The sequence below is a fragment of the Neorhizobium sp. R1-B genome, from assembly GCF_004368875.1.
GTDB lineage: Bacteria > Pseudomonadota > Alphaproteobacteria > Rhizobiales > Rhizobiaceae > Neorhizobium > Neorhizobium huautlense.
The window spans coordinates 95604-120522 of record NZ_SOEM01000010.1 but is presented as its reverse complement, the minus strand read 5'-3'; the positions used below and the strand labels follow the sequence as shown (position 1 = coordinate 120522).

At 58.8% G+C, this 24919-nt stretch carries 27 protein-coding genes and 1 tRNA gene; 19 read left to right on the top strand and 9 right to left on the bottom strand.

Annotation, left to right across the window (positions count from 1 at the left end; translation table 11 throughout):
- Positions 1-75: 75 nt before the first annotated feature.
- Positions 76-165, bottom strand: a tRNA-Ser gene (locus EDE05_RS15640).
- Positions 166-481: 316 nt separating this feature from the next.
- Between EDE05_RS15640 and rplU the strand changes: the two genes are divergently transcribed.
- The 4 genes from rplU to EDE05_RS15620 all read left to right on the top strand — a co-directional run bounded on the left by rplU (position 482) and on the right by EDE05_RS15620 (position 2441).
- On the top strand, positions 482-793 hold the full coding sequence (rplU, locus tag EDE05_RS15635) for a 50S ribosomal protein L21 (RefSeq protein WP_105372152.1): 312 nt from the start codon (positions 482-484) through the stop codon (positions 791-793).
- 30 nt (positions 794-823) lie between these two features.
- Complete coding sequence (rpmA, locus tag EDE05_RS15630) at positions 824-1093, top strand: 50S ribosomal protein L27 (protein WP_105372153.1); 270 nt, start codon at positions 824-826, stop codon at positions 1091-1093.
- A 128-nt stretch (positions 1094-1221) separates the two neighbouring features.
- Positions 1222-1857, top strand: coding sequence for a GNAT family protein (locus EDE05_RS15625; protein WP_105372154.1), 636 nt, complete (start codon positions 1222-1224; stop codon positions 1855-1857).
- The gene (locus tag EDE05_RS15620) at positions 1854-2441 is read left to right on the top strand and encodes a GNAT family N-acetyltransferase (protein ID WP_132411096.1); all 588 of its coding nucleotides are present in this window, start codon (positions 1854-1856) and stop codon (positions 2439-2441) included. Before EDE05_RS15625 ends, EDE05_RS15620 begins: the two co-directional genes overlap by 4 nt.
- Positions 2442-2480: 39 nt before the next feature.
- On the opposite strand, the gene EDE05_RS15615 is transcribed toward EDE05_RS15620, so the two are convergent.
- On the bottom strand, positions 2481-3344 hold the full coding sequence (locus EDE05_RS15615; RefSeq protein ID WP_132411094.1) for an endonuclease/exonuclease/phosphatase family protein: 864 nt from the start codon (positions 3342-3344) through the stop codon (positions 2481-2483).
- A 98-nt stretch (positions 3345-3442) separates the two neighbouring features.
- On the opposite strand from EDE05_RS15615, the gene obgE reads away from it, so the two are divergent.
- The 10 genes from obgE (at position 3443) to EDE05_RS15565 (ending at position 13418) form a co-directional block, all read left to right on the top strand.
- The gene (gene obgE, locus EDE05_RS15610) at positions 3443-4504 is read left to right on the top strand and encodes a GTPase ObgE (protein ID WP_134101925.1); all 1062 of its coding nucleotides are present in this window, start codon (positions 3443-3445) and stop codon (positions 4502-4504) included.
- Positions 4501-5676, top strand: a complete 1176-nt coding sequence (gene proB / locus EDE05_RS15605; RefSeq protein ID WP_132411090.1) for a glutamate 5-kinase — start codon at positions 4501-4503, stop codon at positions 5674-5676. Before obgE ends, proB begins: the two co-directional genes overlap by 4 nt.
- Positions 5669-6952, top strand: a complete 1284-nt coding sequence (locus EDE05_RS15600) for a glutamate-5-semialdehyde dehydrogenase (protein WP_132411088.1) — start codon at positions 5669-5671, stop codon at positions 6950-6952. The genes proB and EDE05_RS15600 overlap by 8 nt, the downstream gene beginning before the upstream one ends.
- Positions 6927-7586 (top strand): nicotinate-nucleotide adenylyltransferase, encoded by a 660-nt coding sequence (locus EDE05_RS15595; RefSeq protein WP_207914843.1) that lies wholly within the window; start codon positions 6927-6929, stop codon positions 7584-7586. The genes EDE05_RS15600 and EDE05_RS15595 overlap by 26 nt, the downstream gene beginning before the upstream one ends.
- Positions 7587-7696: 110 nt before the next feature.
- Positions 7697-8170: a ribosome silencing factor gene (gene rsfS, locus EDE05_RS15590; RefSeq protein WP_112737256.1), complete on the top strand. Its 474-nt coding sequence runs from the start codon at positions 7697-7699 to the stop codon at positions 8168-8170.
- 107 nt (positions 8171-8277) lie between these two features.
- Positions 8278-8760: a 23S rRNA (pseudouridine(1915)-N(3))-methyltransferase RlmH gene (gene rlmH / locus EDE05_RS15585; RefSeq protein ID WP_132411086.1), complete on the top strand. Its 483-nt coding sequence runs from the start codon at positions 8278-8280 to the stop codon at positions 8758-8760.
- Positions 8761-8882: 122 nt separating this feature from the next.
- Positions 8883-10265: a murein hydrolase activator EnvC gene (locus EDE05_RS15580; RefSeq protein ID WP_132411214.1), complete on the top strand. Its 1383-nt coding sequence runs from the start codon at positions 8883-8885 to the stop codon at positions 10263-10265.
- The gene (locus EDE05_RS15575; protein WP_105372162.1) at positions 10255-11586 is read left to right on the top strand and encodes a S41 family peptidase; all 1332 of its coding nucleotides are present in this window, start codon (positions 10255-10257) and stop codon (positions 11584-11586) included. Before EDE05_RS15580 ends, EDE05_RS15575 begins: the two co-directional genes overlap by 11 nt.
- Positions 11587-11671: 85 nt before the next feature.
- Positions 11672-12865 (top strand): divergent polysaccharide deacetylase family protein, encoded by a 1194-nt coding sequence (locus tag EDE05_RS15570; protein ID WP_132411084.1) that lies wholly within the window; start codon positions 11672-11674, stop codon positions 12863-12865.
- A 16-nt stretch (positions 12866-12881) separates the two neighbouring features.
- Positions 12882-13418 carry an RNA pyrophosphohydrolase gene (locus EDE05_RS15565; RefSeq protein ID WP_132411212.1) on the top strand — a complete coding sequence of 179 codons (537 nt, stop codon included), beginning with the start codon at positions 12882-12884 and terminating at the stop codon, positions 13416-13418.
- A 221-nt stretch (positions 13419-13639) separates the two neighbouring features.
- On the opposite strand, the gene bfr is transcribed toward EDE05_RS15565, so the two are convergent.
- The 5 genes from bfr to EDE05_RS27225 all read right to left on the bottom strand — a co-directional run bounded on the left by bfr (position 13640) and on the right by EDE05_RS27225 (position 20387).
- Positions 13640-14125, bottom strand: coding sequence for a bacterioferritin (gene bfr, locus EDE05_RS15560; RefSeq protein WP_105372165.1), 486 nt, complete (start codon positions 14123-14125; stop codon positions 13640-13642).
- A complete protein-coding gene (locus EDE05_RS15555) occupies positions 14091-14402 on the bottom strand; it encodes a (2Fe-2S)-binding protein (RefSeq protein ID WP_132411082.1) in 312 nt (103 codons plus the stop codon). The genes bfr and EDE05_RS15555 overlap by 35 nt, the downstream gene beginning before the upstream one ends.
- 150 nt (positions 14403-14552) lie before the next feature.
- Positions 14553-17990 carry an error-prone DNA polymerase gene (locus EDE05_RS15550; RefSeq protein ID WP_132411080.1) on the bottom strand — a complete coding sequence of 1146 codons (3438 nt, stop codon included), beginning with the start codon at positions 17988-17990 and terminating at the stop codon, positions 14553-14555.
- Complete coding sequence (locus tag EDE05_RS15545; protein ID WP_245422849.1) at positions 17987-19552, bottom strand: DNA polymerase Y family protein; 1566 nt, start codon at positions 19550-19552, stop codon at positions 17987-17989. The genes EDE05_RS15550 and EDE05_RS15545 overlap by 4 nt, the downstream gene beginning before the upstream one ends.
- Positions 19449-20387: a hypothetical protein gene (locus tag EDE05_RS27225; protein WP_245422851.1), complete on the bottom strand. Its 939-nt coding sequence runs from the start codon at positions 20385-20387 to the stop codon at positions 19449-19451. Before EDE05_RS27225 ends, EDE05_RS15545 begins: the two co-directional genes overlap by 104 nt.
- A 172-nt stretch (positions 20388-20559) precedes the next feature.
- On the opposite strand from EDE05_RS27225, the gene EDE05_RS15540 reads away from it, so the two are divergent.
- The gene (locus tag EDE05_RS15540; RefSeq protein ID WP_105372169.1) at positions 20560-20997 is read left to right on the top strand and encodes a metallopeptidase family protein; all 438 of its coding nucleotides are present in this window, start codon (positions 20560-20562) and stop codon (positions 20995-20997) included.
- 12 nt (positions 20998-21009) lie between these two features.
- Here the strand turns inward: EDE05_RS15540 and EDE05_RS15535 are convergent, their stop codons facing one another.
- Complete coding sequence (locus tag EDE05_RS15535; RefSeq protein ID WP_105372170.1) at positions 21010-21216, bottom strand: DUF1737 domain-containing protein; 207 nt, start codon at positions 21214-21216, stop codon at positions 21010-21012.
- Complete coding sequence (locus EDE05_RS15530) at positions 21213-22115, bottom strand: CoA ester lyase (protein WP_105372171.1); 903 nt, start codon at positions 22113-22115, stop codon at positions 21213-21215. The genes EDE05_RS15535 and EDE05_RS15530 overlap by 4 nt, the downstream gene beginning before the upstream one ends.
- Before the next feature lie 108 nt (positions 22116-22223).
- Here EDE05_RS15530 and EDE05_RS15525 point away from each other — a divergent pair, with 108 nt between their 5' ends.
- The 4 genes from EDE05_RS15525 to leuB all read left to right on the top strand — a co-directional run bounded on the left by EDE05_RS15525 (position 22224) and on the right by leuB (position 24809).
- On the top strand, positions 22224-22451 hold the full coding sequence (locus EDE05_RS15525) for a hypothetical protein (RefSeq protein ID WP_105372172.1): 228 nt from the start codon (positions 22224-22226) through the stop codon (positions 22449-22451).
- A gap of 138 nt (positions 22452-22589) precedes the next feature.
- Positions 22590-23195, top strand: a complete 606-nt coding sequence (gene leuD / locus EDE05_RS15520) for a 3-isopropylmalate dehydratase small subunit (RefSeq protein WP_105372269.1) — start codon at positions 22590-22592, stop codon at positions 23193-23195.
- Between the two features lie 12 nt (positions 23196-23207).
- On the top strand, positions 23208-23597 hold the full coding sequence (locus EDE05_RS15515) for a RidA family protein (RefSeq protein WP_105372173.1): 390 nt from the start codon (positions 23208-23210) through the stop codon (positions 23595-23597).
- Positions 23598-23699: 102 nt separating this feature from the next.
- Positions 23700-24809, top strand: coding sequence for a 3-isopropylmalate dehydrogenase (leuB, locus tag EDE05_RS15510; protein WP_105372174.1), 1110 nt, complete (start codon positions 23700-23702; stop codon positions 24807-24809).
- The last annotated feature ends 110 nt before the right edge of the window (positions 24810-24919 follow it).

The following is a 24919-nucleotide window of genomic DNA, read 5'->3' as shown; positions in this document are numbered from 1 at the left end:
GTGGTATCGAGAGTTCGACCCGACCATCGAACGACTGCAAGCTGCAGCTTATTCATTGGCGGGCGAAGTAGAAAATGGCGGAGAGGGTGGGATTCGAACCCACGATACGGTTGCCCGTATGCCGCATTTCGAGTGCGGTGCTTTCGACCACTCAGCCACCTCTCCGCTTGAGCATGATGACGCGTTGGTCAGCGCGGGCTGTCTCATAGCGATGAAACTTCGGACTGGCAAGGGGCCAATATCAAGAGAAGCCAAGCTTTTATCTTGACAGTTTTTTGTCTCTCGCGTATGCCCGCACCCGATCAGGCGTGGAAAAGATTCCATGCCTCTTTGTTTGTGAGGAAGCCGTCCGGCATCCGACCAGACCTCACCGGCAGACGGATCGAAAGATTTCTCTTTGGAACCTCTGCTAGAACCGACTGACAAAAAGACGGCCATCCTTAATCGGGATAGAGCCGGACCGAACATGAAAGGATAAAAAATGTTCGCAGTCATCAAGACCGGCGGTAAGCAGTACCGCGTAGCAGCCAATGACGTGCTTACCATCGAAAAGCTGGAAGCCGAAGCTGGCGCAGTTGTAGAATTCAACGAAGTCCTGATCATCGGCGAAGGCGCCGATGCCAAGATCGGCGCCCCGTTCGTCAAGGGTGCGACGGTCAAGGCCGAAGTGGTCGAGCAGAACCGTGGCAAGAAGGTCCTTTCCTTCAAGAAGCGTCGCCGCCAGAATTCCAAGCGGATTCGGGGCCATCGCCAGCATCACACGGTCGTCCGCATCACGGACATCCTCGGTTAATCAGGTTTCGAAGGGTAAAGGAGAACTCCAATGGCACATAAAAAAGCTGGCGGTTCGTCGCGCAACGGTCGCGATTCTCAGTCCAAGCGCCTTGGCGTGAAGAAGTTCGGCGGCGAAGCCGTCATTCCGGGCAACATTATCGTACGCCAGCGCGGCACGCAGTGGCATCCGGGTCAGAACGTCGGCCTCGGCAAGGACCACACCATTTTTGCACTTACGGCAGGCAACGTGAATTACCGTACGAAGGCCAATGGCCGAGTATACGTGTCTGTAATGCCGAAAGCCGAAGCAGCAGAATAAAGCCGGTAAGCGTTTCAAGCAGCCGGTGTCACATCGACCCGGCTGAACGTCCAAGGTTCAGTAAGAAAAAGGGAAGATGGGACACCACCATCTTCCCTTTTCTTTTACCCCCAGCAGGAGGACTGAACATGCAAGGCGAACTATTGAGGGCGAGCCAATCCCGGCCGCCAGAGGAACGGTTAAGACCTGATCGGTCGAGAAGCGATTGCCCCGTCTTACTGTCGCAGAGACTGGTTCTGCGCGCACCCCACGAAGAAGACATCGACGCACTTGCCCATCTCGCCAACAATGCGAATATCGCGACCATGGTGTCGCGTATGCCGCATCCCTATACGGCAAAAGACGCTGCCGATTTCGTGCGACGCACGAAAGCCGGCGAGATCGGCAAATGCGTCTACGCCATTACGCGAGGTGATAACGGCGCCTTCCTCGGTTGCTGCGCATTGGAACCCCACCAGGACGAACGGACGCTGGAGATCGGCTATTGGCTGGGTGAGCCTCATTGGAACAGAGGTTATGCCACGGAAGCCGCACATATCCTGATCGACATGGCCTTTCGCACCCGCAACCACATCGACTACATCGATGCCCGTTGCCGGGTCACCAACATTGCCTCCAAGCGGGTGATCCAGAAATGTGGATTCCAGTTTCAGGGGACCGGCATGATCGATTGCATGGCCCTTGGCGGCATGGTCGCCGTCGAATGGTTCCGGCTCGACCGCAAAACCTGGATGTCGTTGAGAAGCTGGGGAGAACTGCGATGAACGCCGCCGTTCTTCAAAAGCCCGCTCCGCTGGCGACATTGCCGGGACCTTGCCCGGTTATCACGACGGAGCGGCTGCTGTTGCGGCCGCACCGGATTGCGGACGCAACGGCCATCGCGGAATCGCTTTCCGACTTCAAGGTGAGCCGCATGTTGTCACGCGTACCCCAGCCATATGATCGGCAGGATGCGCTGGACTGGCTCGTGCCGCAGACATCGGGCATTCTGCCTGACTGGACGCTGGCCGTCACGACGGGCGACGATGTCCATATCGGCGTCGTGGCCATCGAACTGCGAACCGGCGGATGGCATCTCGGATACTGGCTGAACCGCTTTTACTGGGACCGCGGCTACATGACCGAAGCTGCCGCGGCCGTGCTGGAGCGGTTTTTCCGGCGGATGCCTGACGCAACGCTCCATTCCGGAGCGTTTGCGGACAACCTCGCATCGCTGCACGTCCAGAAGAAGCTGGGCTTCCGGATCGCCGATGCAGACGAAATCTTCTGCCTGTCGCGCAACCGCATGGTGCCTCACATCGAGACCATCCTGGTGGCGGAGGATTTCCGCCGCCCTGGCCGACCGTGAAGCCCGAAACCAGGAGATCCGGCGGAAAACCGCCGGATCTCAATCGACCTCAATCCAGAGCGGAAAGTGGTCTGATCCGAGCGCGTTGTGATCCACCCAGGCATTTTTCAGCCGCGGCGCCAGTCCAGAATTCACGAAGCAATGATCCAAATGCATCTTGACCGGCCCATCACCAGGCGGCTTTGCCCAGGTGAAACTTTGCGGCGACAGGAGCCCGAGGCGATCCAGTACGTCGACAGGCTCATTGGCGCGCAGGCTTCGGCTGTAATAGCGATCCTGCCGCCCCACCATGGCGATATATTCGGGCGATTCCGGCTCCATGTTGAAGTCGCCCATCAGAATGAAATCCTCCGGCAGGGGCGGGTCCGGAAAACCCTCTTCCGCCGCGCCGGTCAAGCCCCCGCCTTCGGCGACGAAATTGAGGACCCGGTCCTTCAGATAACGGATCTGGCTCAGCCGCTCATCCGGAGAAACGTGATCGAGATGTACGGAATAGACGCGTACCGGACCATCGGGCGCAGCGATGACGGCTTCCAGCGCGCCCCGCTGCAGGTTGAGCTTGTCGATGGTACGGCTGCGCGGCAGGAGCAGATGACGCGTGGCAAGGATCGGCCAGCGCGACAGGATCATGTTGCCGAACTGAAAACGGCGTTCGATGCGGCGACCGTTCTCGACGGAGATGTCCAGCAACACGTCGCAGGGCGCGGCGTAGACGTGGAAGTAGTCGGAGAAAAGCTCGGCAAAGGAGGCGACGAGATCGGCGTGATTGTTCTTTACGAAACCCCGCGTCACCTCCTGAAGCGCAATGATGTCGGCGCCTTCAATGCTCTTTGCGATGCGGCCGAGATCAAACCTGCCATCCATTCCGATCCCGTATTGGATGTTATAGCTCACGAACTTCATGATAATCTTTGACCTCCGCCCCAACCGGCGATATCGAAACCCACCGGATGCCCATCGTGAAACGAGGCTCCGACTAACACAAGATAGACGGCAGTAAGATGAAATTTCTCGACGAGGCAAAAGTCTACATACGCTCCGGCGACGGCGGCGGGGGTGCAGTCTCGTTCCGGCGGGAAAAATTCATCGAGTTCGGCGGACCGGATGGCGGGGACGGCGGACGCGGTGGCGATGTGTGGGTGGAGGCCGTGAACGGCCTCAACACGCTGATCGACTTCCGTTTCCAGCAGCATTTCAAGGCGCAGACCGGTACGCACGGAATGGGGCGCAACCGCACCGGCGCCAATGGCGCGGACGTGACGCTGAAAGTCCCGGTGGGAACTCAGATTTTCGAGGAAGACAACGAAACTCTGATTATCGATCTTACGAAAGAGGGGCAGCGGTTCCGGCTCGCCAAGGGCGGCAATGGCGGTTTCGGCAACACCCATTTCAAAACCTCGACGAACCAAGCGCCGAACTGGGCCAATCCCGGTCTGGAAGGGGTGGAAAAGACCATCTGGCTGCGGCTGAAACTGATCGCCGACGCAGGCCTGGTCGGGCTGCCTAACGCCGGAAAGTCGACATTCCTAGCCTCCGTGAGCCGGGCTCGCCCGAAGATCGCCAACTATCCGTTTACGACGCTGCATCCCAACCTCGGCGTCGCCACCATCGACGGCCGGGAATTCATCCTCGCCGACATTCCAGGCCTGATCGAAGGTGCCCATGAGGGTGTTGGCATCGGCGACCGCTTCCTCGGCCACGTCGAACGCACACGGGTGCTTCTGCATCTGGTCTCCGCCGTCGAAGAAAAGGTCGGTAAATCTTACAAGACGGTGAAACACGAACTCGAAGCCTATGGCGGCGGCCTGATCGACAAGCCAGTCACCGTGGCTCTTTCGCAAATCGACGTGCTCGACGACAAGGAATTGAAGAAGAAGGCGAAGGAGTTGGAAAAGGCGTGCGGCCAGACGCCGTTCCTGATCTCCGCTGTCACGGGCCAAGGTATGACCGAAGTGCTGCGTGCACTGCGGGACGTGATCGTCGAAGCAAGCGAGGGCAACGAAACGGCACTTCCCGACCGATCCGTACCCATCCAGGATTTCGATGAAGAGGGTGGTCAATGACCGCAGCACGCCGGCCTCTCGCAAGCCACCGCCGCATTGTCATCAAGATCGGCTCGGCTCTTCTGGTGGACCGGAAGACCGGCCTCCGGGCGCAGTGGCTCGACGCAATCTGCGCGGATATCGCGGCGCTGAAAGGCAAAGGCATCGACGTTCTGGTGGTCTCCTCCGGCGCGATTGCGATGGGCCGGACGGTGCTCGACCTGCCGGCAGGAGCGCTGAAGCTGGAGGAAAGCCAGGCAGCGGCGGCAGTCGGCCAGATCGCGCTTGCTCGCGCCTGGTCCGAAAGCCTTTCTCGGGATGGCATCGTAGCAGGCCAGATCCTGCTGACCCTGGGCGACACCGAAGAGCGCCGCCGATACTTGAATGCCCGCGCAACAATCAACCAGCTCCTGAAGATCGGTGCGGTGCCGATCATCAACGAAAACGATACGGTCGCCACGACGGAAATCCGCTATGGTGACAACGACCGTCTCGCCGCACGCGTCGCAACCATGACCAGCGCGGATCTTCTCATCCTCCTTTCGGATATCGACGGGCTCTATACGGCGCCGCCGCATCTCGACCCGGAGGCAAGATTCCTGGATATCATTCCGGCAATCACGCCGGAGATCGAAGCGATGGCAGGCGGCGCGGCTTCCGAGCTTTCCCGCGGCGGTATGCGCACAAAGATCGATGCGGGCAAGATCGCGACCGGCGCCGGCTGCGCCATGATCATCGCATCCGGCAAAACAGACCATCCTTTGCGCGCCGTCGAGGAGGGCGCCCGCTCTTCCTGGTTCGCGCCTTCCGGCACACCGGTCACGGCGCGTAAAACGTGGATAGCGGGGCAACTCCAGCCGGCCGGCGAACTTTTCGTCGATGAAGGCGCTGAAAATGCGCTGGGGACGGGAAAGAGTCTGTTGCCTGCCGGGGTGCGCCGCATCGAGGGCAATTTCCACCGCGGCGATACGGTCGCGATCGTCGGAATGGACGGGCGCGAGATCGCGCGTGGACTGGCCAGTTACGATGCCGAGGAGGCGCGCCAGATCATCGGCCGAAAGTCCGGAGAGATCGAAGCAATTCTCGGTTATGCCGGCCGCGCTGCGATGGTTCACCGCGATGACCTCGTCATGACCGCCTCCGCCCGACGGAAAACAAAAAAAGACCTCAAGGAGGACGCCGCCCATGCTTGAGAAGGTCATTGCAGCAGACGGTGTTGCCGCTGTCATGGACGAGATTGGCCGTAACGCCAAGGTCGCCGCACGCGAACTCGCAACGGCTTCGACCGAGACAAAGAACAAAGCTCTGAACGCTATGGCGGATGCGATCGTCGCCGCCAGGGACAAAATTCTCGCGGCCAATGCCGCCGACCTGAAGAATGTCGAAGGCAAAGGCCTTCTGCCATCCTTCATCGACCGGCTAACCTTGACGGACAAGGCCGTTGACGGCATGGCCGATGCGTTGCGGGAAATTGCAGAATTCAAGGATCCGGTCGGCGAAGTCATTGCCGCCTGGGATCGGCCGAATGGCCTCCATATCGAGCGTGTCCGTACTCCGCTCGGAGTCATCGGGGTCATTTATGAAAGCCGGCCCAATGTAACGGCCGATGCCGGCGCACTCTGCCTGAAGGCCGGTAATGCCGTGATCCTTCGGGGTGGATCCGATTCCCGCCACTCATCGCAAGCTATTCATGAATGCCTCGTCGCCGGCCTGAAAACCGCAGGCCTTCCACAGCATGCAATTCAGATCGTGCCCACCCCGGATCGCGCCGCCGTGGGCGCAATGCTTTCCGGCCTCAATGGCGCAATCGACGTCATCGTCCCCCGTGGAGGAAAAAACCTCGTCGCTCGGGTGCAGAACGAGGCGCGCGTGCCGGTCTTTGCTCATCTGGAAGGTCTCTGCCATATCTACGTGGACGCCTCCGCAGATGTGGAAATGGCCAAGGAAATCGTCGTCAATGCCAAGATGCGCCGTACCGGGGTTTGCGGTGCCGCGGAAACCTTGCTGATCGATAGCGCGGCCATCGGCACGCATCTGATGCCAATTCTTCAGGAGCTGACCGCGGCAGGCTGCGAGATTCGCGCTTCCGCAGCAGTGCTGAAGGTTTTCCCGGGTTTGAAGCCCGCGACGGAAGAAGATTGGCGCACGGAATATCTCGACTCGGTAATTTCCGTCGCCATCGTCGATGGAATTGCCGGTGCGATTCGTCACATCAACACCTATTCATCCAGCCACACGGAGGCTGTGATCGCTGAGGATCCGGAAGTGGTCGAACGCTTCTTCAACGAGATTGATTCGGCGATCCTCATCCACAATGCCTCGACGCAGTTTGCCGACGGCGGTGAGTTCGGCATGGGTGGCGAGATCGGCATTTCGACTGGCAAAATGCACGCCCGTGGCCCTGTCGGCGTCGAGCAGCTGACCTCTTTCAAATACCGGGTGCATGGCACCGGCCAGATTCGGCCCTGACGTGACCGAACCGGCTGTCGATTCCCGTTATCTTGCCTTGCCGCATGTGGAGCGTGGCATGGTGGTGGGCTTGTTCGGCGGTTCGTTCAATCCCCCGCATGAGGGCCATCTGCTGGTCGCGGAGATAGCCCTCCGGCGTCTTGGCCTCGATCAGCTCTGGTGGATGATAACTCCTGGCAATCCCTTGAAGAGCCGGGCTCAGCTTGCCTCGCTGCCGGACCGGCTCTCCATGAGTGAAAGACTGATCCATGATCCTCGCATCAAGGTGACTGCGTTCGAAAAAACCCTCGGCGGCGCCTATACGGCAGATACCCTGGCATTCGTGAAGGCGCGGAGGCCGCATGTGCATTTCGTCTGGATCATGGGCGCAGACAGCTTGAAGACCTTCCATCGCTGGCAGAAATGGCAAGAGATTGCCTCTACGTTCCCGATCGCGGTCATCGACCGGCCCGGCGCCACCCTGTCGTTTCTGTCGTCCAAGATGGCTCGTACCTTCCACTATGCCCGTGTCGATGAAGACGATGCCGGCACGCTCTGGAAAAGGAAAGCACCTGCCTGGACCTTCATCCATGGCCCCCGCTCGGCGTTGAGTTCCACTGCGATCCGCGACACCAGCGGCCAGAAAGCGAGCTAGAATAGCCAGGATGCGCGGCCATTGGGCATGGTTCTACATCTTATGATCACCTTTTCAGCATCTCCCTTGAAAGATTAACCATTCGATGCCACTTTTTATATTGCGGCCGAGTGCGACTCGGATTCGCTGAAAGTGCATGTTGCTGTTACCGGAAGAAAGGACAAACCCTGACAACAGTACACGCCAAGGGAAAGACGGCTTCCGTCCTCCCGAAGAGCCTGGAACGTGGCGCCGATGCTGCTGCCCGCGCTCTCGAACTGGTCCTCGCAAGCCTCGAGGACTCCAAAGCTGAAGATATCGTCACCATCAACATTGCTGGAAAATCAGCGCTCGGAGACTACATGGTCGTCGTCTCCGGACGATCGACCCGCCATGTCACGGCGATTTCCGATCACCTGATTTCCGACTTGAAAGACGAGGGGCTGGGAACCGCTCGCGTCGAAGGACTGGAGACCGGCGACTGGGTGCTGATTGACACCGGCGACATCATCATCCATGTGTTCCGCCCGGAAATCCGAGAGTTCTACAACATCGAAAAGATGTGGGCCGCTCCGGATATCGAGGAAGGTGCACTGCTGCACTGACGGCTTCAGTTAGGCTTGAATCCGTCAGGGTCGGGTTGAAATTCAAGGCGGGGCGCATGCTCGTCGCCTGAAAGTGGTTTCGACCGTCAAAACCAACGGATCAGGACATGCGGATAAGCCTTTTTGCCGTGGGACGGTTGAAAGCCGGACCGGAAAAGGACCTTGCGTCCCGGTATCTCGACCGCTTGGCCAAGGCCGGCCCAGCGGTAGGGCTGGAACTGTCTAAACTGGTCGAGGTCCAGGAAAGCCGCGCCGCAAATGCCGAGACCCGCAAGCGCGAGGAAGCGAGCCTGCTGGAAAAGGCCCTTCCCGAGGGCGCGGTGCTCCTTCTTCTGGACGAACGGGGCAAGGCCCTCGACAGCGAGGCTTTTGCCGAACTTGTCGGCCGCTATCGTGATAACGGCAAGCGCGACGTGATGATTGCAATCGGCGGCGCCGACGGGCTTGATGCCGATCTGCGCCAACGCGCAGACATGGTGCTCAACCTCGGATCGATGACCTGGCCGCATCAACTCGTTAGAATCTTGATCGCCGAACAGCTCTATCGAGCCGTGACCATCCTCTCCGGCCATCCTTATCACCGAGTGTGAACGTTTCATTTACCTTCGAACACGATGTTGTTTGTGGTCCTGTCCGGCAAATCAGCTTACGCTTTCCCGATCGGACTATCGCAGCGAAGATGAGGAAGGGAAGCATGATATCGAATCGGCACATGCTGCTTCTTGCGGCCGCCCTCGGTATCACCCTGGCTTTTTCACATCCTCTTTCCGTTCCTGCGCATGCGCAGGATTTTGATGCATCCGCGCCGCCTTCGGAAGCGCAGCCCATTGCCGTCGACCCCACCGCCGATCTCCAGCGCCGCCGAAACGAGACCCGAGGTGAACTTGAGGTTCTGGCCAAGAACATGAAGCTGTCGACCGAACGGGCCGCAGCGATCGAAAAAAATATCGCGGAAACCAGAAAGAACAGCGCCGACATCCGCCAGGCGCTTATAGATTCCGCCGCACGGCGCAAGAGCCTGGAAACCGGGATTCTGAACAGCGAAAAGAAGATTGCGGAGCTCAAAGTCAGGGAAGATCGCATCCGTGCCTCTCTGCGCGGCCGCCGCGCCGTTCTGGCGGAGGTTCTGGCTGCGCTGCAGAGGATGGGGCGCAACCCGCCTCCGGCACTTCTGGTGACACCGGATGACGCGCTGGCGTCGGTACGAAGCGCTATCCTGCTCGGTGCGGTCGTGCCGGGAATGCGCCATGAGGCGGATAAGCTCGTTGCCGACCTTCAATCGCTTGCCTCTTTGCAGGCGGCGACCCTTTCGGAGAAGACCAATGTTTCCGATACGATCGCCGAAAGCCTTGAGGAGGAGCGGCGGATGGACCTTCTGTTGGCGGAAAACGAAAAATTGAACAAGCGCAACGCCGCCGATCTCGATGCGGAGCGCCGTCGCTCGGAGGAACTGGCTGGTCGCGCCAATTCGCTCGAAGGCCTTATTCAATCGCTCGAGGGCGAGATCGCTTCGGTGCGCGATGCGATTGACAGAGCCCGGGCGGAAGAGGAGCGGCAGCGCATGCTGTCGGAGGCCGAGCGCGAAAGGGCAAAACGGCTGGCCGAAAGCGGCGTGCCCGACAAAAACCGCATTGCGCCCGCATACGCGTTTTCGAGCCTCAAACAGAAGCTGGAGCTTCCGGTCGCCGGCGATGTACTGCGCTGGTTCGGCGACGCCGACGGGACGGGACATACGGCAAGAGGCCTGACTATCGCTTCGAATCCCGATGCAGTGGTAACCGCACCGGCCGACGGCCTCGTGGTTTTTGCTGGCGCCTTCCGAAGCTATGGGCAGACGATCATCCTTAATGCCGGAGATGGATACCATCTGGTTCTGACCGGCATGGACGAAGTGAATGCACGGCAGGGCAAATTCGTGTTCGCAGGCGAGCCCATTGCCGTGATGGGTGAAAAAAGAGTGGCAAGCGCAACGGCATTGGCGCTGGAAACAGATCGTCCAACGCTTTACATTGAATTCCGAAAGGACGGCACTCCGGTCGATTCCAGACCGTGGTGGACCGCGAAAGAAACTGGAAGGGCACGAAATGATTCGTAGGGCTTCTCTTGTCATCGTCGGTGCACTCATGGGTGCGACCGCGATGAGCGTGATTTATTCGGCCGGGGTGCCGGCGCAAGCTGCCGGCCCTTCGACCTACCGGGAATTGTCGATTTTTGGCGATGTTTTTGAGCGCGTTCGTGCCCAGTACGTTACGCCGCCGGACGAGGAGAAACTGGTCGAAAACGCCATCAACGGCATGCTGACCTCGCTCGACCCCCATTCGAGCTTCATGAACGCCAGGGACGCCGAGGACATGCGCACGCAGACGCGTGGCGAGTTTGGCGGCCTCGGCATCGAGGTCACCATGGAAAACGAGCTCGTCAAGGTTATCGCTCCGATTGACGATACTCCGGCTTCACGTGCCGGCATTCTGTCAGGCGACTTCATTTCCGAGATCGATGGCCAGCCGGTGCGCGGCCTCAAGCTCGAAGAAGCCGTCGAGAAGATGCGTGGCGCGGTCAATACTCCGATCAAGCTCACTGTCATCCGACAGGGTGCCGATAAACCGCTCGACATCACGGTCGTCCGCGACATCATTGCCGTGCGCGCTGTCAAGTCTCGGGTTGAAGGCGGCGACGTGGGCTATCTCAGGGTCATCTCGTTCACCGAGAAGACCTATGACGACCTCGAGAAGGCGATCAAGAAGATCAAGGCGGATGTGCCGGCCGACAAGCTTAAAGGTTATGTTCTCGATTTGCGCCTCAACCCGGGCGGCCTTCTCGATCAGGCGATCAACGTATCGGATGCCTTCCTGGAGCGTGGGGAGGTGGTGTCGACCCGCGGCCGCAACGCCGACGAGACCCGCCGCTTCAATGCAGGTCCGGGAGACCTGACGGACGGCAAGCCGGTAATCGTTCTCGTTAACGGCGGCTCGGCATCCGCCTCGGAAATCGTCGCCGGCGCCTTGCAGGATCTGAAGCGTGCGACGGTGCTCGGCACCCGCTCCTTCGGCAAGGGTTCGGTGCAGACCATCATACCCCTTGGCGACGCAGGTGCGCTGCGGCTGACCACGGCCCTTTATTACACGCCGTCCGGCAAGTCGATCCAGGGTACCGGCATCGCTCCGGACATCAAGGTCGAGCAGCCGCTGCCGGCGGAGCTCCAGGGCAAGGTGCGCGCGGAAGGCGAGTCGAGCCTGCGTGGACATATCCAGGGGGCTGCCGAAACCGAGGAAGGTTCCGGCTCGGTTGCCTACGTGCCGCCGGAAGCCAAGGATGATATCCAGCTGAACTACGCCATGGACCTGCTTCATGGGACAAAGACGGATGCATCATTCCCGCCGAGCCCGGACAAGGCCGCCGCAAACGTAAAGAAGTGACAATATCGAAACCGGCCGGTGCTGCGTCGAAGAGAGGCAATTCTGGCCGGTCTCGCTTACCCAGAGCTATGATGCGGGACTGAAATTGGGCACCGATCTTCACGCTCCGCTCGGGCAGAACCGGCCGGCCGCAAAGCCGCGGGCGAGGCGGTTTTCCGCAGTCTCCGTATTTGCTTTCCTGGCCGTGTCGTGTGTGCTCGGCCTCTCGATCTATGGTATGCGTGGCGACGCGGCGCTGAAGCAGGTCGCCACGACCACACCCTCAAAGCCGCCGGCAGCCCCGTCACCTTCCGCCGATGCCGAAGGACCTGCCGCTTTGCCGTCCTCCGCCATGCCACGCTCGAATCCGAATTCCGGCGCCAATATTGAGCGGACATTGACCGACGACGGATCGGTCGTCACGAAATACACGCCCCGCCCGCGAGATGGCGGCGGCCCGGTGCTGCTCGATGCGCAGCGCATCGGCCAGGATCCGCGCGTGGCCGCCCAGCCCAATGAGATGCTGCTTGAGGAATCGCCGCACGGCCGTCTGCCTGTCGTTGGTCCGGACGGCTTGCGGCCGATGGACCAATATGCACGGCCCTGGTCGGGCGCACGAGGGACGCGGATCGCAATCGTCGTCGGCGGCCTCGGTCTCAGCCAGACCGGGACGCAGCGGGCGATCCAGCAATTGCCAGCGGGAGTGACCTTTGCTTTCGCCGCCAGCGGCAACAGCTTGCAGCGCTGGATGCAGGAGGCTCGCCGGAGTGGCCACGAAATCCTGATCCAGGTGCCCTTCGAGCCGTTCGACTATCCGACAAACGATCCCGGCCCAGGCACCTTGTTGACCAAAACCTCGGCCAAACAGAATCTTGAGCGATTGCACGAGGCGATGGGCAAGATTACCAATTATACAGGCATCATGAACTATCTTGGAGGCCGTTATCTCGCAGACACCGATGCCTTGGAACCCGTTCTGCGTGACATTTCAAAACGCGGCCTGCTGTTCGTCGATGACGGCACATCCGGTCAGTCGAAGACCGCAGTCATCGCCAAGGCGATCGATTTGCCGCACGCTTTTGGTGATCTCACTCTCGATGGGCAGTTGCAGTCCGATGCGATCCTCAAGAAGCTGGATGAATTGGAGCGGATCGCTGCGCGTAATGGCAAGGCGGTCGGCATTGCGTCAGCTTTCGATGAAAGCATCGACGCCATAAGGAAGTGGAGTGAAGAGGCGTCGCAACGCGGGATTGAGGTCGTCGGCGTCTCGACGCTGGCGAGCGAAAGTGTTGCACCCTGATGGAGTTGAGCCGCAAATGAGCAGCAAGGACAAACGCGCGATCCGCGCCGAGGACCTTCCTTACCGGCCATGCGTCGGAATCATGGTTCTGAACCGCGATGGTTTGGTTTGGGCGGGCCGCCGGATCAGCGAAGGCAATAGCGAGTTCGACGGGTCGCCGCAGCTGTGGCAGATGCCGCAAGGCGGGATCGACAAGGGCGAGAATCCACTCCCCGCTGCCTATCGCGAGCTTTACGAGGAGACAGGGATTCGCTCGGTCACTTTGCTGGCGCAGTCCAGCGACTGGATCAATTATGACCTGCCACCACATCTCATCGGCATCGGGTTGAAAGGCAAATATCGCGGCCAGACGCAGCGCTGGTTCGCCTTTCGCTTCGACGGGGACGAAAGCGAAATTGCCATCAATCCACCGCCGGGGGGCCATGCGCCTGAGTTTGACGCCTGGGAATGGAAGCCGATGGTCGACCTCCCGGAATTGATCGTGCCCTTCAAACGCAATGTCTACGAACAGGTCGTGGCTGAATTTGCTCATCTTGCAAGAACAGCAGCTTGAAGCATTTCGCGCAAAAGCGTGCAGCGGTTCTGCGATAACGGCATGCGATAGAACAAGGATTTAAAGCGCAGCAAGCGAATCCGAAGGATCGCGGCACGCTTTAAGGGACCCGCGGGATCCGAGCGTTTCTATTCTGGAAGAGAACAAGGCCGTCCTATTGATCAAAGAAATGCCCGGCGGAGCGGTGCTCGCCGGGCTTCGATATCCGATGGCGCCGATATTTATTCGGCGGAATCGGCGGAATCCGCGTTGAGAAGACCGTACCGTTCCTCGCCGATCTTTGACAGGAGCTCCAGTTGCGTTTCTAGAAAGTCGATATGACCTTCCTCGTCAGCCAGGAGTTCCTCGAAAAGCTTCATGGAGACGTAGTCGCCTGCCGCGTGACAGATATCGCGGGAAGCTTTGTAGGCCGTGCGGGCATCGTATTCACCGGCAAGGTCGGCTTCGAGCACTTCCTTGACGTTCTGGCCGATGCGCAATGGCGCCACAGTCTGAAGATTGGGGTGTCCTTCGAGAAAAATGATCCGCGCAACCAGCTTGTCCGCATGCTGCATCTCTTCGATGGATTCAGCACGCTCCTTCTTGGCAAGCTTGGTGTAACCCCAGTCCTCTAGAAGGCGGTAATGCAGCCAATATTGATTGACAGCGCCGAGCTCGAGAAACAGTGCCTCGTTAAGCCGCTCGATGACCTTTAAGTCGCCTTTCAATGTCCGCTCTCCTGGTTTCTTCGTGGAATTGTCTCAAGCGGGACATATATACGACGACCTCGGCTTCCGTCGAGTCGCGACGAGCGTGATATTCCTCGGTTGTGCGGATGATAAGATCAACGACGCTGGGGAAGCAGCCACAGCAACGGCCACGTTTGCTCATGGCATGATAGACCTTGGCCGGAACGATAAGCTGCCAACAATCTTCATTGAGCAGCTCAATGATAGTGTCGCGGATTTCCTTGTCGGTGATGTAATTGCAACTGCAAACTAGCATTCTCGCGTCGACCTGCGAAACATGAGCACTAACATCCTCTTTTGCGAAAGCGGTTGGCAGATGTCAAGAAAAATCTAAAGTTCGTCCTTTCTGGAGGAACTGGGGGATTATGTACCAGGTAAGGACGCGCGATCATTGATGTCGATCACATCAATGAAAATTCCGCCCCTTCGGCATTACCCGCCCCGGTTCGGGGACGTAAGACTGAAGAGTGTCCCTCCCCGCTGTTTTGGAAGAACGGTCGTCCATTCCGTTAGAGCGCCGCTTGCCCCGGTGATCACCGCCCGATTGCAGCGCTTCATCGGCGCGTGCGGACACGCCAAAACGTCGCGTCTCCTTCTGGAGAAGGCCGAGCATGGACGTGAGATCCTCGATATGCTCCACCACCGTGTGGATGACGCCGCTCTGGCTTTGCAGTCTCCCTTGAATCTTCACAAGCCGCGCACCCATTACAATTGGCCGATAGCGATCGAACGTCTTGGGCCAGACGATGGCATTGGCAACCCCGGTCTCATCCTCCAGCGTCATGAAGATCACGCCTCCGGCAGATCCCGGCCGCTGCCGCACCAACACAAGTCCGCCGATCGTGACCTTCCGTCCATTCGGGACATTCAACAGATCAACGCTGCGGGTGACCCCCATAGACCTGAACTCCTCCCGCAGGAACGAGACCGGATGGGCCTTGAGCGATAAGGAGAGGTATCGGTAATCCTCGATCACCTCTTCGCCTGGCAGCATGGCGGGAAGCGATACCTTCGTCTCCGGCCGAAGATCTAAGCCGTCCGCTACATCGAACAAGGGCAAATCCTCAGCGGTTTTTTTCCCATCGAGACCTCGAACGGCCCAGAGGGCTTCCCGACGGGAAAGCCCCATGGAGGTGAAAGCATCGGCATCCGCAAGCCGTTCGATATCCGATTTGTCGAGGCCGGAGCGCAGCCACAGATCGTGCACCGATATATATCCCCTACCCCGATTGGCGAGCAGGGTTTTCCTCAAGCCCTTTTCAGCAAGGCCTTTGACCTGTCTGAATCCCAGCCGAACGGCATATTTTGTCCTGATCACCTCCTTCATTGAAGCATGGCGGCCATCGATGGTATTTTTGTCAAAACGGCTTTCCTCCAAGGTGCAGTCCCAATCCGAATGATTGACGTCGACCGGAAGAATTTCGACCCCATGCTCCCGAGCATCCCGGATAAGCTGCGACGGCGCATAAAAACCCATGGGCTGTGAATTCAAAAGCGCTGCGCAAAAGACATCCGGATAATAGGCTTTGATCCAGGAAGACGCATAAACGAGCAAGGCGAAAGACGCCGCATGGCTTTCGGGAAAGCCGTATTCCGCAAAACCCTCGATCTGGCTGAAACAGCTTTCCGCGAATTCCCTAGAATAGCTGTTTTCCAGCATTCCATCGATAAAATCGCGCTTGAATTCCTCCACTCGCCCTGATCGCTTGAATGTCGCCATGGAACGGCGGAGTTTGTCGGCCTTTTCAGGAGAGAAGCCGGCACCCGTGATGGCGATCTGCATCGCCTGTTCCTGAAATAGCGGGACGCCAAGCGTTCTCTCCAATACCTTCTCCAATTCACCACTGGGATATTCGATAGGCTGCTTGTTCCTTACGGCTTCCCGCCGCTTCAGATACGGGTGGACCATGTTTCCTTGAATGGGACCCGGCCGCACGATCGCCACTTCGACGACGAGATCATAGAATATTCTCGGCCGAAGTCGGGGCAGCATGCTCATCTGCGCCCGGCTTTCGATCTGGAAGACTCCGATCGTATCGGCCCGGCAGATCATGTCGTAGACATTGCTATCCCTATCCTTCTGCAAAAGGTCGGCCAGGGTTTCGTTTACATCGTAGCGCAGACGCATGAGCTCGAATGCCTTCTTCAGGCAGGTCAGCATGCCGAGCGCAAGCACGTCGATCTTCAGGAGTTTGAGCGTATCGAGGTCGTCCTTGTCCCATTCGATCATATACCGCCCGGGCATGGCGGTTTTCATGATCGGCACGACCTCGTCGAGCCGGTCGCGCGTGATCAGGAAACCGCCGACATGCTGGGTGAGATGGCGCGGGAAGCCCATGAGTTCTCTTGCATGAGTAATAACCTTCTTGGTCGTCGGGTCCGACACATCGAGACCGGCGACCTTTGCTTCCCGCTCCGAAAGCCCCTCCTCGGACCAGCCCCAGACCGTGCTCGAAAGTGCAGCTTGCACATCCTCCGAAAGCCCGAAGGCCTTGGCCACCTCGCGGCCAGCCATCCGGGTTCGATAGCTGGTGACCGCCGCGGTCAATCCTGCATGGCGATAACCGTAGTGCTCATAAATATATTGGATGACTTCTTCACGGCGCGCATGTTCGAAGTCGACGTCAATGTCCGGCGGCTCGTTACGCTCAGTCGAGATGAACCTCGCGAATAGCAGCGTCGTAAATGTTGGATCGACTTCGGTAATGCCAAGACAAAAACAGACGGTGGAATTGGCGGCCGAACCGCGCCCTTGGCAGAGAATTTTCAAGACATGCCGGGCATGCCAAACAATGTGGCGCACCGTCAGGAAGTAAGGCTCGTATGCCATCTCCTTGATAAGATCGAGCTCGTACCTGATCTGATTGGAAACCTCCTCCCGAATGCCGTCAGGATAGCGGCGTTGGGCTCCTTCCCAGGTAAGCCGTTCCAGGGTTTCAGATACCGTTTCGCCTGAAACGCTCTCATCCGGGTAATTATGACTGAGTTCATCCAGAGAGAACTTCAGCCGACTGAAGAAGCGCTCCGTATTGGCAATTGCATCCGGATAGGTATGGAAAAGTCGCGCCATTTCAGCCGCATGCTTGATATGCCGCTCCCCATTCGGAGCCAGTCGGAAACCCGCCTGCTGAATTGTCACATGCTCCCGGATGGCGGTCATTACATCCGATAGCGACCGGCGATAGGGCAGATTGAAAAGCGGCAAGTTGGTCGCGATCAATGGCACGCGATTGCGGGAGGCGATTTGTGCAAAAGTTGCAAAAATAAATCCGTCCCGCCCGTCATAGGTCGGCGAAAGAGCGAGATAGATGTCCTTGCGGAATCGTTCGCGATAGCTCTTCAGACGATCGCTGAGATCAGCGAGATATCGAGGATCTTCTGCGGAGGAAAAATCCGGAATGATGGCAAGCATCATTTCGTCGCACCATTCCAGAAAGTCCCACTCTTCCAGAATGCAGGAGCCCTTTTCGGTCCGGAGGTTTCCCCGGCTAAGAAGCCGGCAAAGATTGGCCCAGCCCTTCCGGTTGCGGGGATAGGCGAGCACATCCGGTGTATCGTCAGAAAAAACGAGCCGCGCGCCGGGATAAAACGCGCAAGGTTCGATAGCCTCGTTCTCGCCTTCCTTCCTGCCCCGCTCCTGCTGGCGCTTGCAAGTCTCCCGCATTTCTCTGACCTGGTTATGCGCCCGAACCACGCCCGCTACGGAATTCCGATCGGCAATACCGAGACCGGAAAGTCCAAGCAGACTTGCGGCCAGCACCATCTCCTCCGGCCGCGCCGCTCCTTCCAGGAAGGAGAAATTGGTCTTTGCGCCGATCTCGAAGAAAGCCGGGATATCCTTCATGCGAAAATCCCCTGGACACGCCAGACGGGAGCTGCATCTCCCGTTTTGTAGTGACCCTCACGGAAAACCCAGAAGCGGCGGCCCGTTTCGCTTTCAAGGCGAAAATAATCGCGCTCCTCAGCATCCTTTCCGTCGAGCCACCATTCTGGAGAAATCCGTTCCGGGCCCTCGGCGCGCACGACCCGATGAACGATCCGCCGCCAGCGAAAACGCTGCGGAGGGCCGTCGGGAACCGTGGCGGCAAAAGCCTCGATAGGTTCCGGATACCGGAAGAGTCGCAGAGGCCGGTCGGCTTTCGGCATGAAGGCAAAAGCCTCTTCGACATTTTTACCCACGGCCCTCGCCGCCATCGCAGATAGGAAACTCTCTGCCCGCTCCGGCAGATGGCTTTGCCGCAATTCCGCAATCTGCAGACAGTTCGCGCCGAGCCGGGCCGAAACCTTGTCCACGAAATCTGCAAACGAGGCATCACTTTGGCCGTCGCCGGTGAAGTCATCCTGAGAGGGTTTGAAAACCTCGTGCTCGACCACGTTGAGACGGAGAAGCTCGAATCCGAATCCGGCATCAAGATCGTCGTGTACGGTCGCCAAGCGCTCGGAAAACAGCGAGGAAATCCGCTTTGGATCGCGTAGCGGCCGGGAAGCTCTCACCGAAATACGAAAGACGCAGCCGTCCACCCGGAACAGCACCAGCTCGAAGATGCGGCCGCCGACGCCACGGGCTTCCAGCTCCGGTTTCAGCGAAGACGCGACCTGCCCTGTCAATTGCAGGATATGCTCTTCCGCCTGGATCGGATCGGCAAGCTTTCGCTCGACAGACAAGGCGGCAACCGGCCGGCGGGGGGAAATGGCTTCTTCATGCAGCCCCAGTGCCTGATCCAGCCGCTGGAGCAGGCTCGTTCCGAAACGGCGCGCTAACGGCGCGCGCGGCATGGACAGAAGGTCGCCAATCCGCTTCAGTCCCAGCTTGTGGAGCGACGAGATCGCCATCGCGTCGAGACGCAAGGCGTTGACCGGCAGCGGCGCCAACGCTTCTTCAATGCCATCGTGGGAGATTACGCCGCCTAGGCCGAAACGGGAAGCGGCCCAGGAGAGGCCGGGCGACGAGGAGATCGCGCCGTTGACGTCGAAGCCCATCTGGAAAAGCCGACCTAGAATATCCTTGAGAAGCATTTCTTCTCCCCCGAAGAGATGGGCACAGCCGGTGATATCGAGGAAAAGCCCATCCAATCCGTCCAAAGCCACCAGAGGGGTATAGCGATCGCACCAGTCGGCGATGGCTTCGATGAGCGCCCGATCCGCTGCTTCGTCCTCGTCCATGACATGGATTGCCGGAAACATGGCGCGTGCTTCTGTCAGCCCCTGCCCTCGCCTCAGGCCGAAGCGTTCCGAAACCTCGTCAAGCGCCGTGAGCCGCATGGCATTGTCACGCCGCCCGACGCAGAGGATCGGCGGATGCTCAGGACGCCCTTTCGAGCGCCACGATATGCCCCAGAGTCGGCGCGCGATCCTGTCTGTCGGCAGATGCGGGAAGACCAGCGCCAGAATGCGCTGGCGGGGCATGGAAAGAGAAAACCTCTCCTGCCTTGGAATTGAGGGAAAATTGACGGTCATGGGGGTTCCACTCCAAAAGGAAGGAGAGCGGAGCCGGATTACGGCTCTTCTCCAAAATGAGTCGGAAAACGGGATAGCCGATGCTGCCGCCAAGCACGGATCCATCAGGAAGACGCCGGCCGGTGGCCGGCGCCGGTTCGGCAAGGAAGCGGAAGGAAGCGCTGCTCGCCTCTTCTTCGCCTGCATGCCGCAGCAGAAAAAGGGGGCGCCCCGCCGCCTTTGTCCGAAGGTTCAGCCTGCGGCTCTCGGTAAGGCCGAAATTCTTGAGATTGCCGCGGATCTCGAGAATGGTGGCGGAAAGCGCCCTGCTTGCCAGTGCAGTTTCCGCAAGCCATAGCGCCTCATCCAGCTTTCGCGGCACTGCATAAAGAACCTCCTGAGGTTTCAGCCCGAATTGCCCGAGGCCTGGCGCATAAGGAGCACCCGCCTCCTGCCTGGAAACGACATCACCGATCCACAGAACAGGCGCACCATCGGCTTTCCTTCTCTTAAGATGAGATGCGAGTGCGAAGGTGAAACCGCTTGCTGCGCCTGCATCTCCCATCGATCGCGTGCGGATTTCCGTAATTCCATCAAGCGGCAAGCCGCCCTCCAAGGCGACATCCAACGGGTCTATGCCGAAGGGAAGACGAGGCTGTTTTATCCTGGTTTTGCCGCATTCCGGCCTTTCGGCAGCCTGCGCCTGCTCTGCCGCGGCAAGTGCTGGCAGGGATTTTCCCTCCAGTCGGGCGATCTGTGCGCGCAGGGCAAAAAGTCTTTCCTGCGCCGTGGCGTTCTCGGCCATGGCGTCAGCTCCATCCATATATGTTCACTTTATGTTCTTATGGATTCCAGAGGTCGGAAGAAGAGTCAACAGAAGAGACGCGGGAATCTTTTCCTCTTCCGATAGGTCAATGATTCTTCTCTCGAAAAATATTGCCGGAGGCACTATATGGGCCTGATCAGAAGGAGAGCCCATGGCCCGCATTGACCAGACCGACGATTGGCAGGATCGCCATGCGCCGACGATCAGCACATTCGAGTCGCTGGCAATCGATGCTTATGGCCATCTGCCGGAGGAATTCCGGGCGCTCACGACCAATCTCATCATCGAGATCGAAGAATTTCCCGATGACGAGGTTTTCGAGGACATGGCGCTCGAGACTCCCTTCGATCTCCTTGGCCTGTTCGAGGGCCGCGGCATTTCCGAACGCTTCAACATGGAAACTGGCGAACTGCCGAACCGTATCCGGCTCTACCGACGCCCGATCCTCGATTATTGGGCCGAAAACGAGGAAACCCTGGGCGATATCATCACCCATGTGCTGATCCACGAGATTGGTCACCATTTCGGCTTGAGCGACGACGATATGGAGCGCATCGAAGCCAGCGCCGATGCTGCCGCACAGCGCTGATCGGCTTGACGCCTACTGCTCGCCGAGCTTCATGTCCGGATGATAGTCCTTGCCCTCCACGGTCTTCGTGACCGCCTGCCCACACTGCATTTCGCCGGTCGTGGCGTTGAAGGCATAGCTCGGCGAACCATGAAGCTCCCACCCCTTGTTCAGCGCAGCCGTCACCTTATGGCAGAAGGAAGCGTCGTCGGGGCCGGTGAGAAAACGGTAGAGTTTCATGGAGCGTTCTTTCGTTCGGTTAGGAATTTCGCCTTGGCAACAAGTTTCTCGGCCTCCACAAGGTGAAGGCGTTCCACCATCTGGCCGTTGAGATTGATGACATTGAGATGTCGCGCTTCCGGCTTCGCAAAGGCGGCGATGATCGTTTCAGCATCTTTCACCGCTTCCGGATCCGGTCCGAAATGCCGGTTGGCGGGCTCGATCTGGGCGGGATGGATCAGCATTTTCCCGGAAAAGCCCATGACGCGGCCTTGCCTGCATTCTGCCTCGAGAGCCTCCGTGTCCCGGAAATCGTTGAAGACGCTGTCTATGATGTCGATCCCATGGGCTCTGCCGGCCAGCACGATCTGCATCAGCCAGGGCACAAGATAGCCGCGACCCGGCTGCGACAGCACGCCGGTCTCCTTACGCAGGTCGTTGAGACCGACGACGAAACATTGGAGCCGTTCATCGGCAGCTCCGATCGCTGACGCGTTCAAGACGCCTTTCGGCGTTTCGATCATCGCCCATATGGCAAGATCGTCCGGAGCGCCGGCTTCCGAGAGAATATCCGCCACGGACTGTATCTGGGCCACCTGCTCAACCTTGGGAACCAGCACCACGTCCGGAGAGATTTCCACCGCAAGATCCATGTCTGCCTTGCCGAATTGGGTGTCGAGCGCATTGATGCGGACGACCCGTTCCACTCCTTGCAGCGGATTGTCCTTGAACAACCGGCGCAGATTCTCACGCGCCTCGGCTTTCTTCTCCGGCGCGACGGAATCTTCGAGGTCGAAGATCACGGCGTCGCAGTCGAGGGTCCGGATCTTTTCCAGAGCCCTCTGATTGCTGGCCGGCACGCTCAAAACCGAACGGCGAAACCGGAAGGGAGCGAAATTGATGTCGGTCAAGGAAGTCATCACGGCTTTCTGTCAATCTTTTGAAGTCCCGGCAATACCGCAATGCGCAAAACCCCTTGCAAGAAAGGGCGCGAGAGCCCACATTCTTCAACGAGAAAGGTTTGGATCATGCATAATATTCGCGTTTTCTTCGTCATCGTATCGGCGATTGCCTTGTTCGCCATGGCAGCGCTTCTGACGGCGTCACTCACTGTCGCCTTTGCCGGTATTCTTGCAGTTCTTTCCATCGGACGAGCAGTTTCAGCGCGGCTGAAGCCGGTTCCGGTGCGGGCGAAGACGGACAAGCGCGAGATGCATGTCTGGAACGACGGACGCGGAACGATCATAGACCTGTAAACCGGAAACGCCCTTTAAAGGCTAAAAGGCGCTGAAAACCAGCACATCGGCGTACCGGTTCCAGGCAAACAGCCCTTCAAATCCTTGTCGATTTGCTTTATGGCAGCTTCCGCAGATTAGTCCATGTGGAGGCAGATCGTGGAAAAATTCACCAAACTCACCGGCGTCGCAGCGCCGCTTCCGGTCGTGAATATCGATACGGACATGATCATTCCGAAGGACTACCTCAAGACGATCAAGCGCACCGGCCTCGGCAAAGGCCTCTTTGCGGAAGCCCGTTACACCGAAGACGGCGCTGAAAACCCGGGTTTCGTGCTGAATAAGCCCGCATACAGAAATGCCAAGATTCTGGTGGCCGGCGACAATTTCGGCTGCGGCTCTTCCCGTGAGCATGCTCCCTGGGCGCTGCTCGATTTCGGCATTCGCTGCGTCATCTCAACCAGCTTCGCGGACATCTTCTATAATAACTGCTTCAAGAACGGCATTCTGCCGATCGTCGTCAGCCCGGAAGACTTGGAAAAGTTGATGGACGATGCCGAACGCGGCTCGAACGCGGTTCTCACGGTAGACCTAGAAGCTCAGGAAATCACCGGTCCGGACGGCGGCTCGATCCATTTCGACATCGATCCCGGCCGTCGCCACATCATGCTCGAAGGCCTCGACGACATCGCCTCGACCATGAAGAGTGATGCCGCAATCAGGAGCTTCGAGACCAAGAACCGCACCGAGCGCCCCTGGCTCTGATCGGACGCTCTCATGGTCAAGCGGATTTCCTCCGGATCGCCTTTTGAAGCGCGGATCGGTTATTCACGCGCAGTCGTGGACCGGGACATGGTCTACGTCTCCGGCACGACGGGCTACGATTATGCGAAGATGGAAATGCCGGACGATGTCGCCGCCCAGACGCGCAACGCGCTCGGCACCATCGAAAAAGCACTGAAGGAGGCCGGAAGCGGTCTGCAAGATATCGTGCGTGTGCGTTATTACTTGGTCGATATGGTCGACTATGACGCCGTCGTTGATGTGCTCGGTGCAACCTTTTCTGAAGTCCGTCCCGCCGCGACCATGGTCGTCTGCGGCCTCACCACGCCTGAAATGAAAATCGAAATCGAAGTCACCGCCCGCATTGGCGCCGGTAGTTCCTGAACTTTTCCAGCCTCGTCCTCGACAGGCTCGGACGAGGTTTCGCCAGGCGCGAGATCCGCGCGGGAGGACCTGAGCCTGAAAAAACCAAGGACACCACAAGATATGGCAAAGAACCTCTTCCTCCTTCCCGGCGACGGTATCGGCCCTGAGGCCATGGGCGAAGTCCGCAAGATCATCGCTCATATGAACAGCGCCATGCAGGCCGATTTCGTGCTCGACGAAGGCTTGGTCGGGGGCTCAGCCTATGATGCTCACGGTGTCGCTATTTCCGAGGAAGACATGGCCAAGGCCATGAAGGCGGATGCGGTGCTCTTTGGCGCCGTCGGCGGGCCGAAATGGGATCATGTTCCTTACGAGGTCCGCCCGGAAGCCGGCCTGCTGCGTCTGCGCAAGGACTTGGAGCTCTTCGCCAATCTGAGACCTGCCATCTGCTATCCGGCTCTCGCATCCGCTTCGTCTCTGAAGCCGGAACTGGTCGAAGGTCTCGACATTCTGATCGTTCGCGAACTGACTGGCGGCGTCTATTTCGGCGAACCGAAGGAAATCATCGATCTCGGCAATGGACAGAAGCGCGGCATCGACACGCAGGTTTACGATACCTACGAGATTGAGCGGATTGCCGGCGTTGCCTTCGAGCTGGCCCGTACCCGCGGCAATGCCGTCTGCTCCATGGAAAAGCGCAACGTCATGAAGTCCGGCGTGCTCTGGAACCAAGTGGTCACCGAAACCCACAAGCGCTCCTATTCGGACGTAAAACTCGAACACATGCTGGCCGATGCCGGCGGCATGCAGCTGGTGCGCCAACCGAAGCAGTTTGACGTCATCGTTACGGACAATCTGTTCGGCGACATGCTTTCCGACGTCGCGGCAATGCTGACCGGCTCGCTCGGCATGCTGCCGTCCGCTTCGCTCGGCGCGCCCGACGCCAAGACGGGCAAGCGCAAGGCGCTTTATGAACCTGTCCACGGCTCGGCCCCCGACATCGCCGGCCAGGGCATTGCCAACCCGATTGCTATGATCGCCTCCTTTGCCATGTGCCTGCGTTATTCCTTCAACATGATCAAGGAAGCGGAAAATCTGGAAAAGGCGATCGCCAACGTGCTGGATCAGGGCATCCGTACCGGCGACATCATGGCCGAGGGCTGCCGCAAAGTGGGCACGTCCGAAATGGGCGACGCGATCCTCAAGGAGTTCGTCAGCCTCTCCGCCTGATGCCCTACCGGTCTTTCCGCAAAGAGCGGAAAGACCCTTTCGCCGTTTTGTTTTCAGCGTCTGGCTACCCATATCGAGAAATCTATGGGAGAGAGCACGGGGATCGCTCC

Coding starts and splice junctions, on each gene's coding strand:
- rplU (WP_105372152.1), top strand. CDS start 482: ATGTTCGCAGTCATCAAGACCGGCGGTAAGCAGTACCGCGTAGCAGCC.
- rpmA (WP_105372153.1), top strand. CDS start 824: ATGGCACATAAAAAAGCTGGCGGTTCGTCGCGCAACGGTCGCGATTCT.
- EDE05_RS15625 (WP_105372154.1), top strand. CDS start 1,222: ATGCAAGGCGAACTATTGAGGGCGAGCCAATCCCGGCCGCCAGAGGAA.
- EDE05_RS15620 (WP_132411096.1), top strand. CDS start 1,854: ATGAACGCCGCCGTTCTTCAAAAGCCCGCTCCGCTGGCGACATTGCCG.
- EDE05_RS15615 (WP_132411094.1), bottom strand. CDS start 3,344: ATGAAGTTCGTGAGCTATAACATCCAATACGGGATCGGAATGGATGGC.
- obgE (WP_134101925.1), top strand. CDS start 3,443: ATGAAATTTCTCGACGAGGCAAAAGTCTACATACGCTCCGGCGACGGC.
- proB (WP_132411090.1), top strand. CDS start 4,501: ATGACCGCAGCACGCCGGCCTCTCGCAAGCCACCGCCGCATTGTCATC.
- EDE05_RS15600 (WP_132411088.1), top strand. CDS start 5,669: ATGCTTGAGAAGGTCATTGCAGCAGACGGTGTTGCCGCTGTCATGGAC.
- EDE05_RS15595 (WP_207914843.1), top strand. CDS start 6,927: ATGGCACCGGCCAGATTCGGCCCTGACGTGACCGAACCGGCTGTCGAT.
- rlmH (WP_132411086.1), top strand. CDS start 8,278: ATGCGGATAAGCCTTTTTGCCGTGGGACGGTTGAAAGCCGGACCGGAA.
- EDE05_RS15580 (WP_132411214.1), top strand. CDS start 8,883: ATGCTGCTTCTTGCGGCCGCCCTCGGTATCACCCTGGCTTTTTCACAT.
- EDE05_RS15575 (WP_105372162.1), top strand. CDS start 10,255: ATGATTCGTAGGGCTTCTCTTGTCATCGTCGGTGCACTCATGGGTGCG.
- EDE05_RS15565 (WP_132411212.1), top strand. CDS start 12,882: ATGAGCAGCAAGGACAAACGCGCGATCCGCGCCGAGGACCTTCCTTAC.
- EDE05_RS15555 (WP_132411082.1), bottom strand. CDS start 14,402: ATGCTAGTTTGCAGTTGCAATTACATCACCGACAAGGAAATCCGCGAC.
- EDE05_RS15550 (WP_132411080.1), bottom strand. CDS start 17,990: ATGAAGGATATCCCGGCTTTCTTCGAGATCGGCGCAAAGACCAATTTC.
- EDE05_RS15545 (WP_245422849.1), bottom strand. CDS start 19,552: ATGCCCCGCCAGCGCATTCTGGCGCTGGTCTTCCCGCATCTGCCGACA.
- EDE05_RS27225 (WP_245422851.1), bottom strand. CDS start 20,387: ATGGCCGAGAACGCCACGGCGCAGGAAAGACTTTTTGCCCTGCGCGCA.
- EDE05_RS15540 (WP_105372169.1), top strand. CDS start 20,560: ATGGCCCGCATTGACCAGACCGACGATTGGCAGGATCGCCATGCGCCG.
- EDE05_RS15535 (WP_105372170.1), bottom strand. CDS start 21,216: ATGAAACTCTACCGTTTTCTCACCGGCCCCGACGACGCTTCCTTCTGC.
- EDE05_RS15530 (WP_105372171.1), bottom strand. CDS start 22,115: ATGACTTCCTTGACCGACATCAATTTCGCTCCCTTCCGGTTTCGCCGT.
- EDE05_RS15525 (WP_105372172.1), top strand. CDS start 22,224: ATGCATAATATTCGCGTTTTCTTCGTCATCGTATCGGCGATTGCCTTG.
- EDE05_RS15515 (WP_105372173.1), top strand. CDS start 23,208: ATGGTCAAGCGGATTTCCTCCGGATCGCCTTTTGAAGCGCGGATCGGT.
- leuB (WP_105372174.1), top strand. CDS start 23,700: ATGGCAAAGAACCTCTTCCTCCTTCCCGGCGACGGTATCGGCCCTGAG.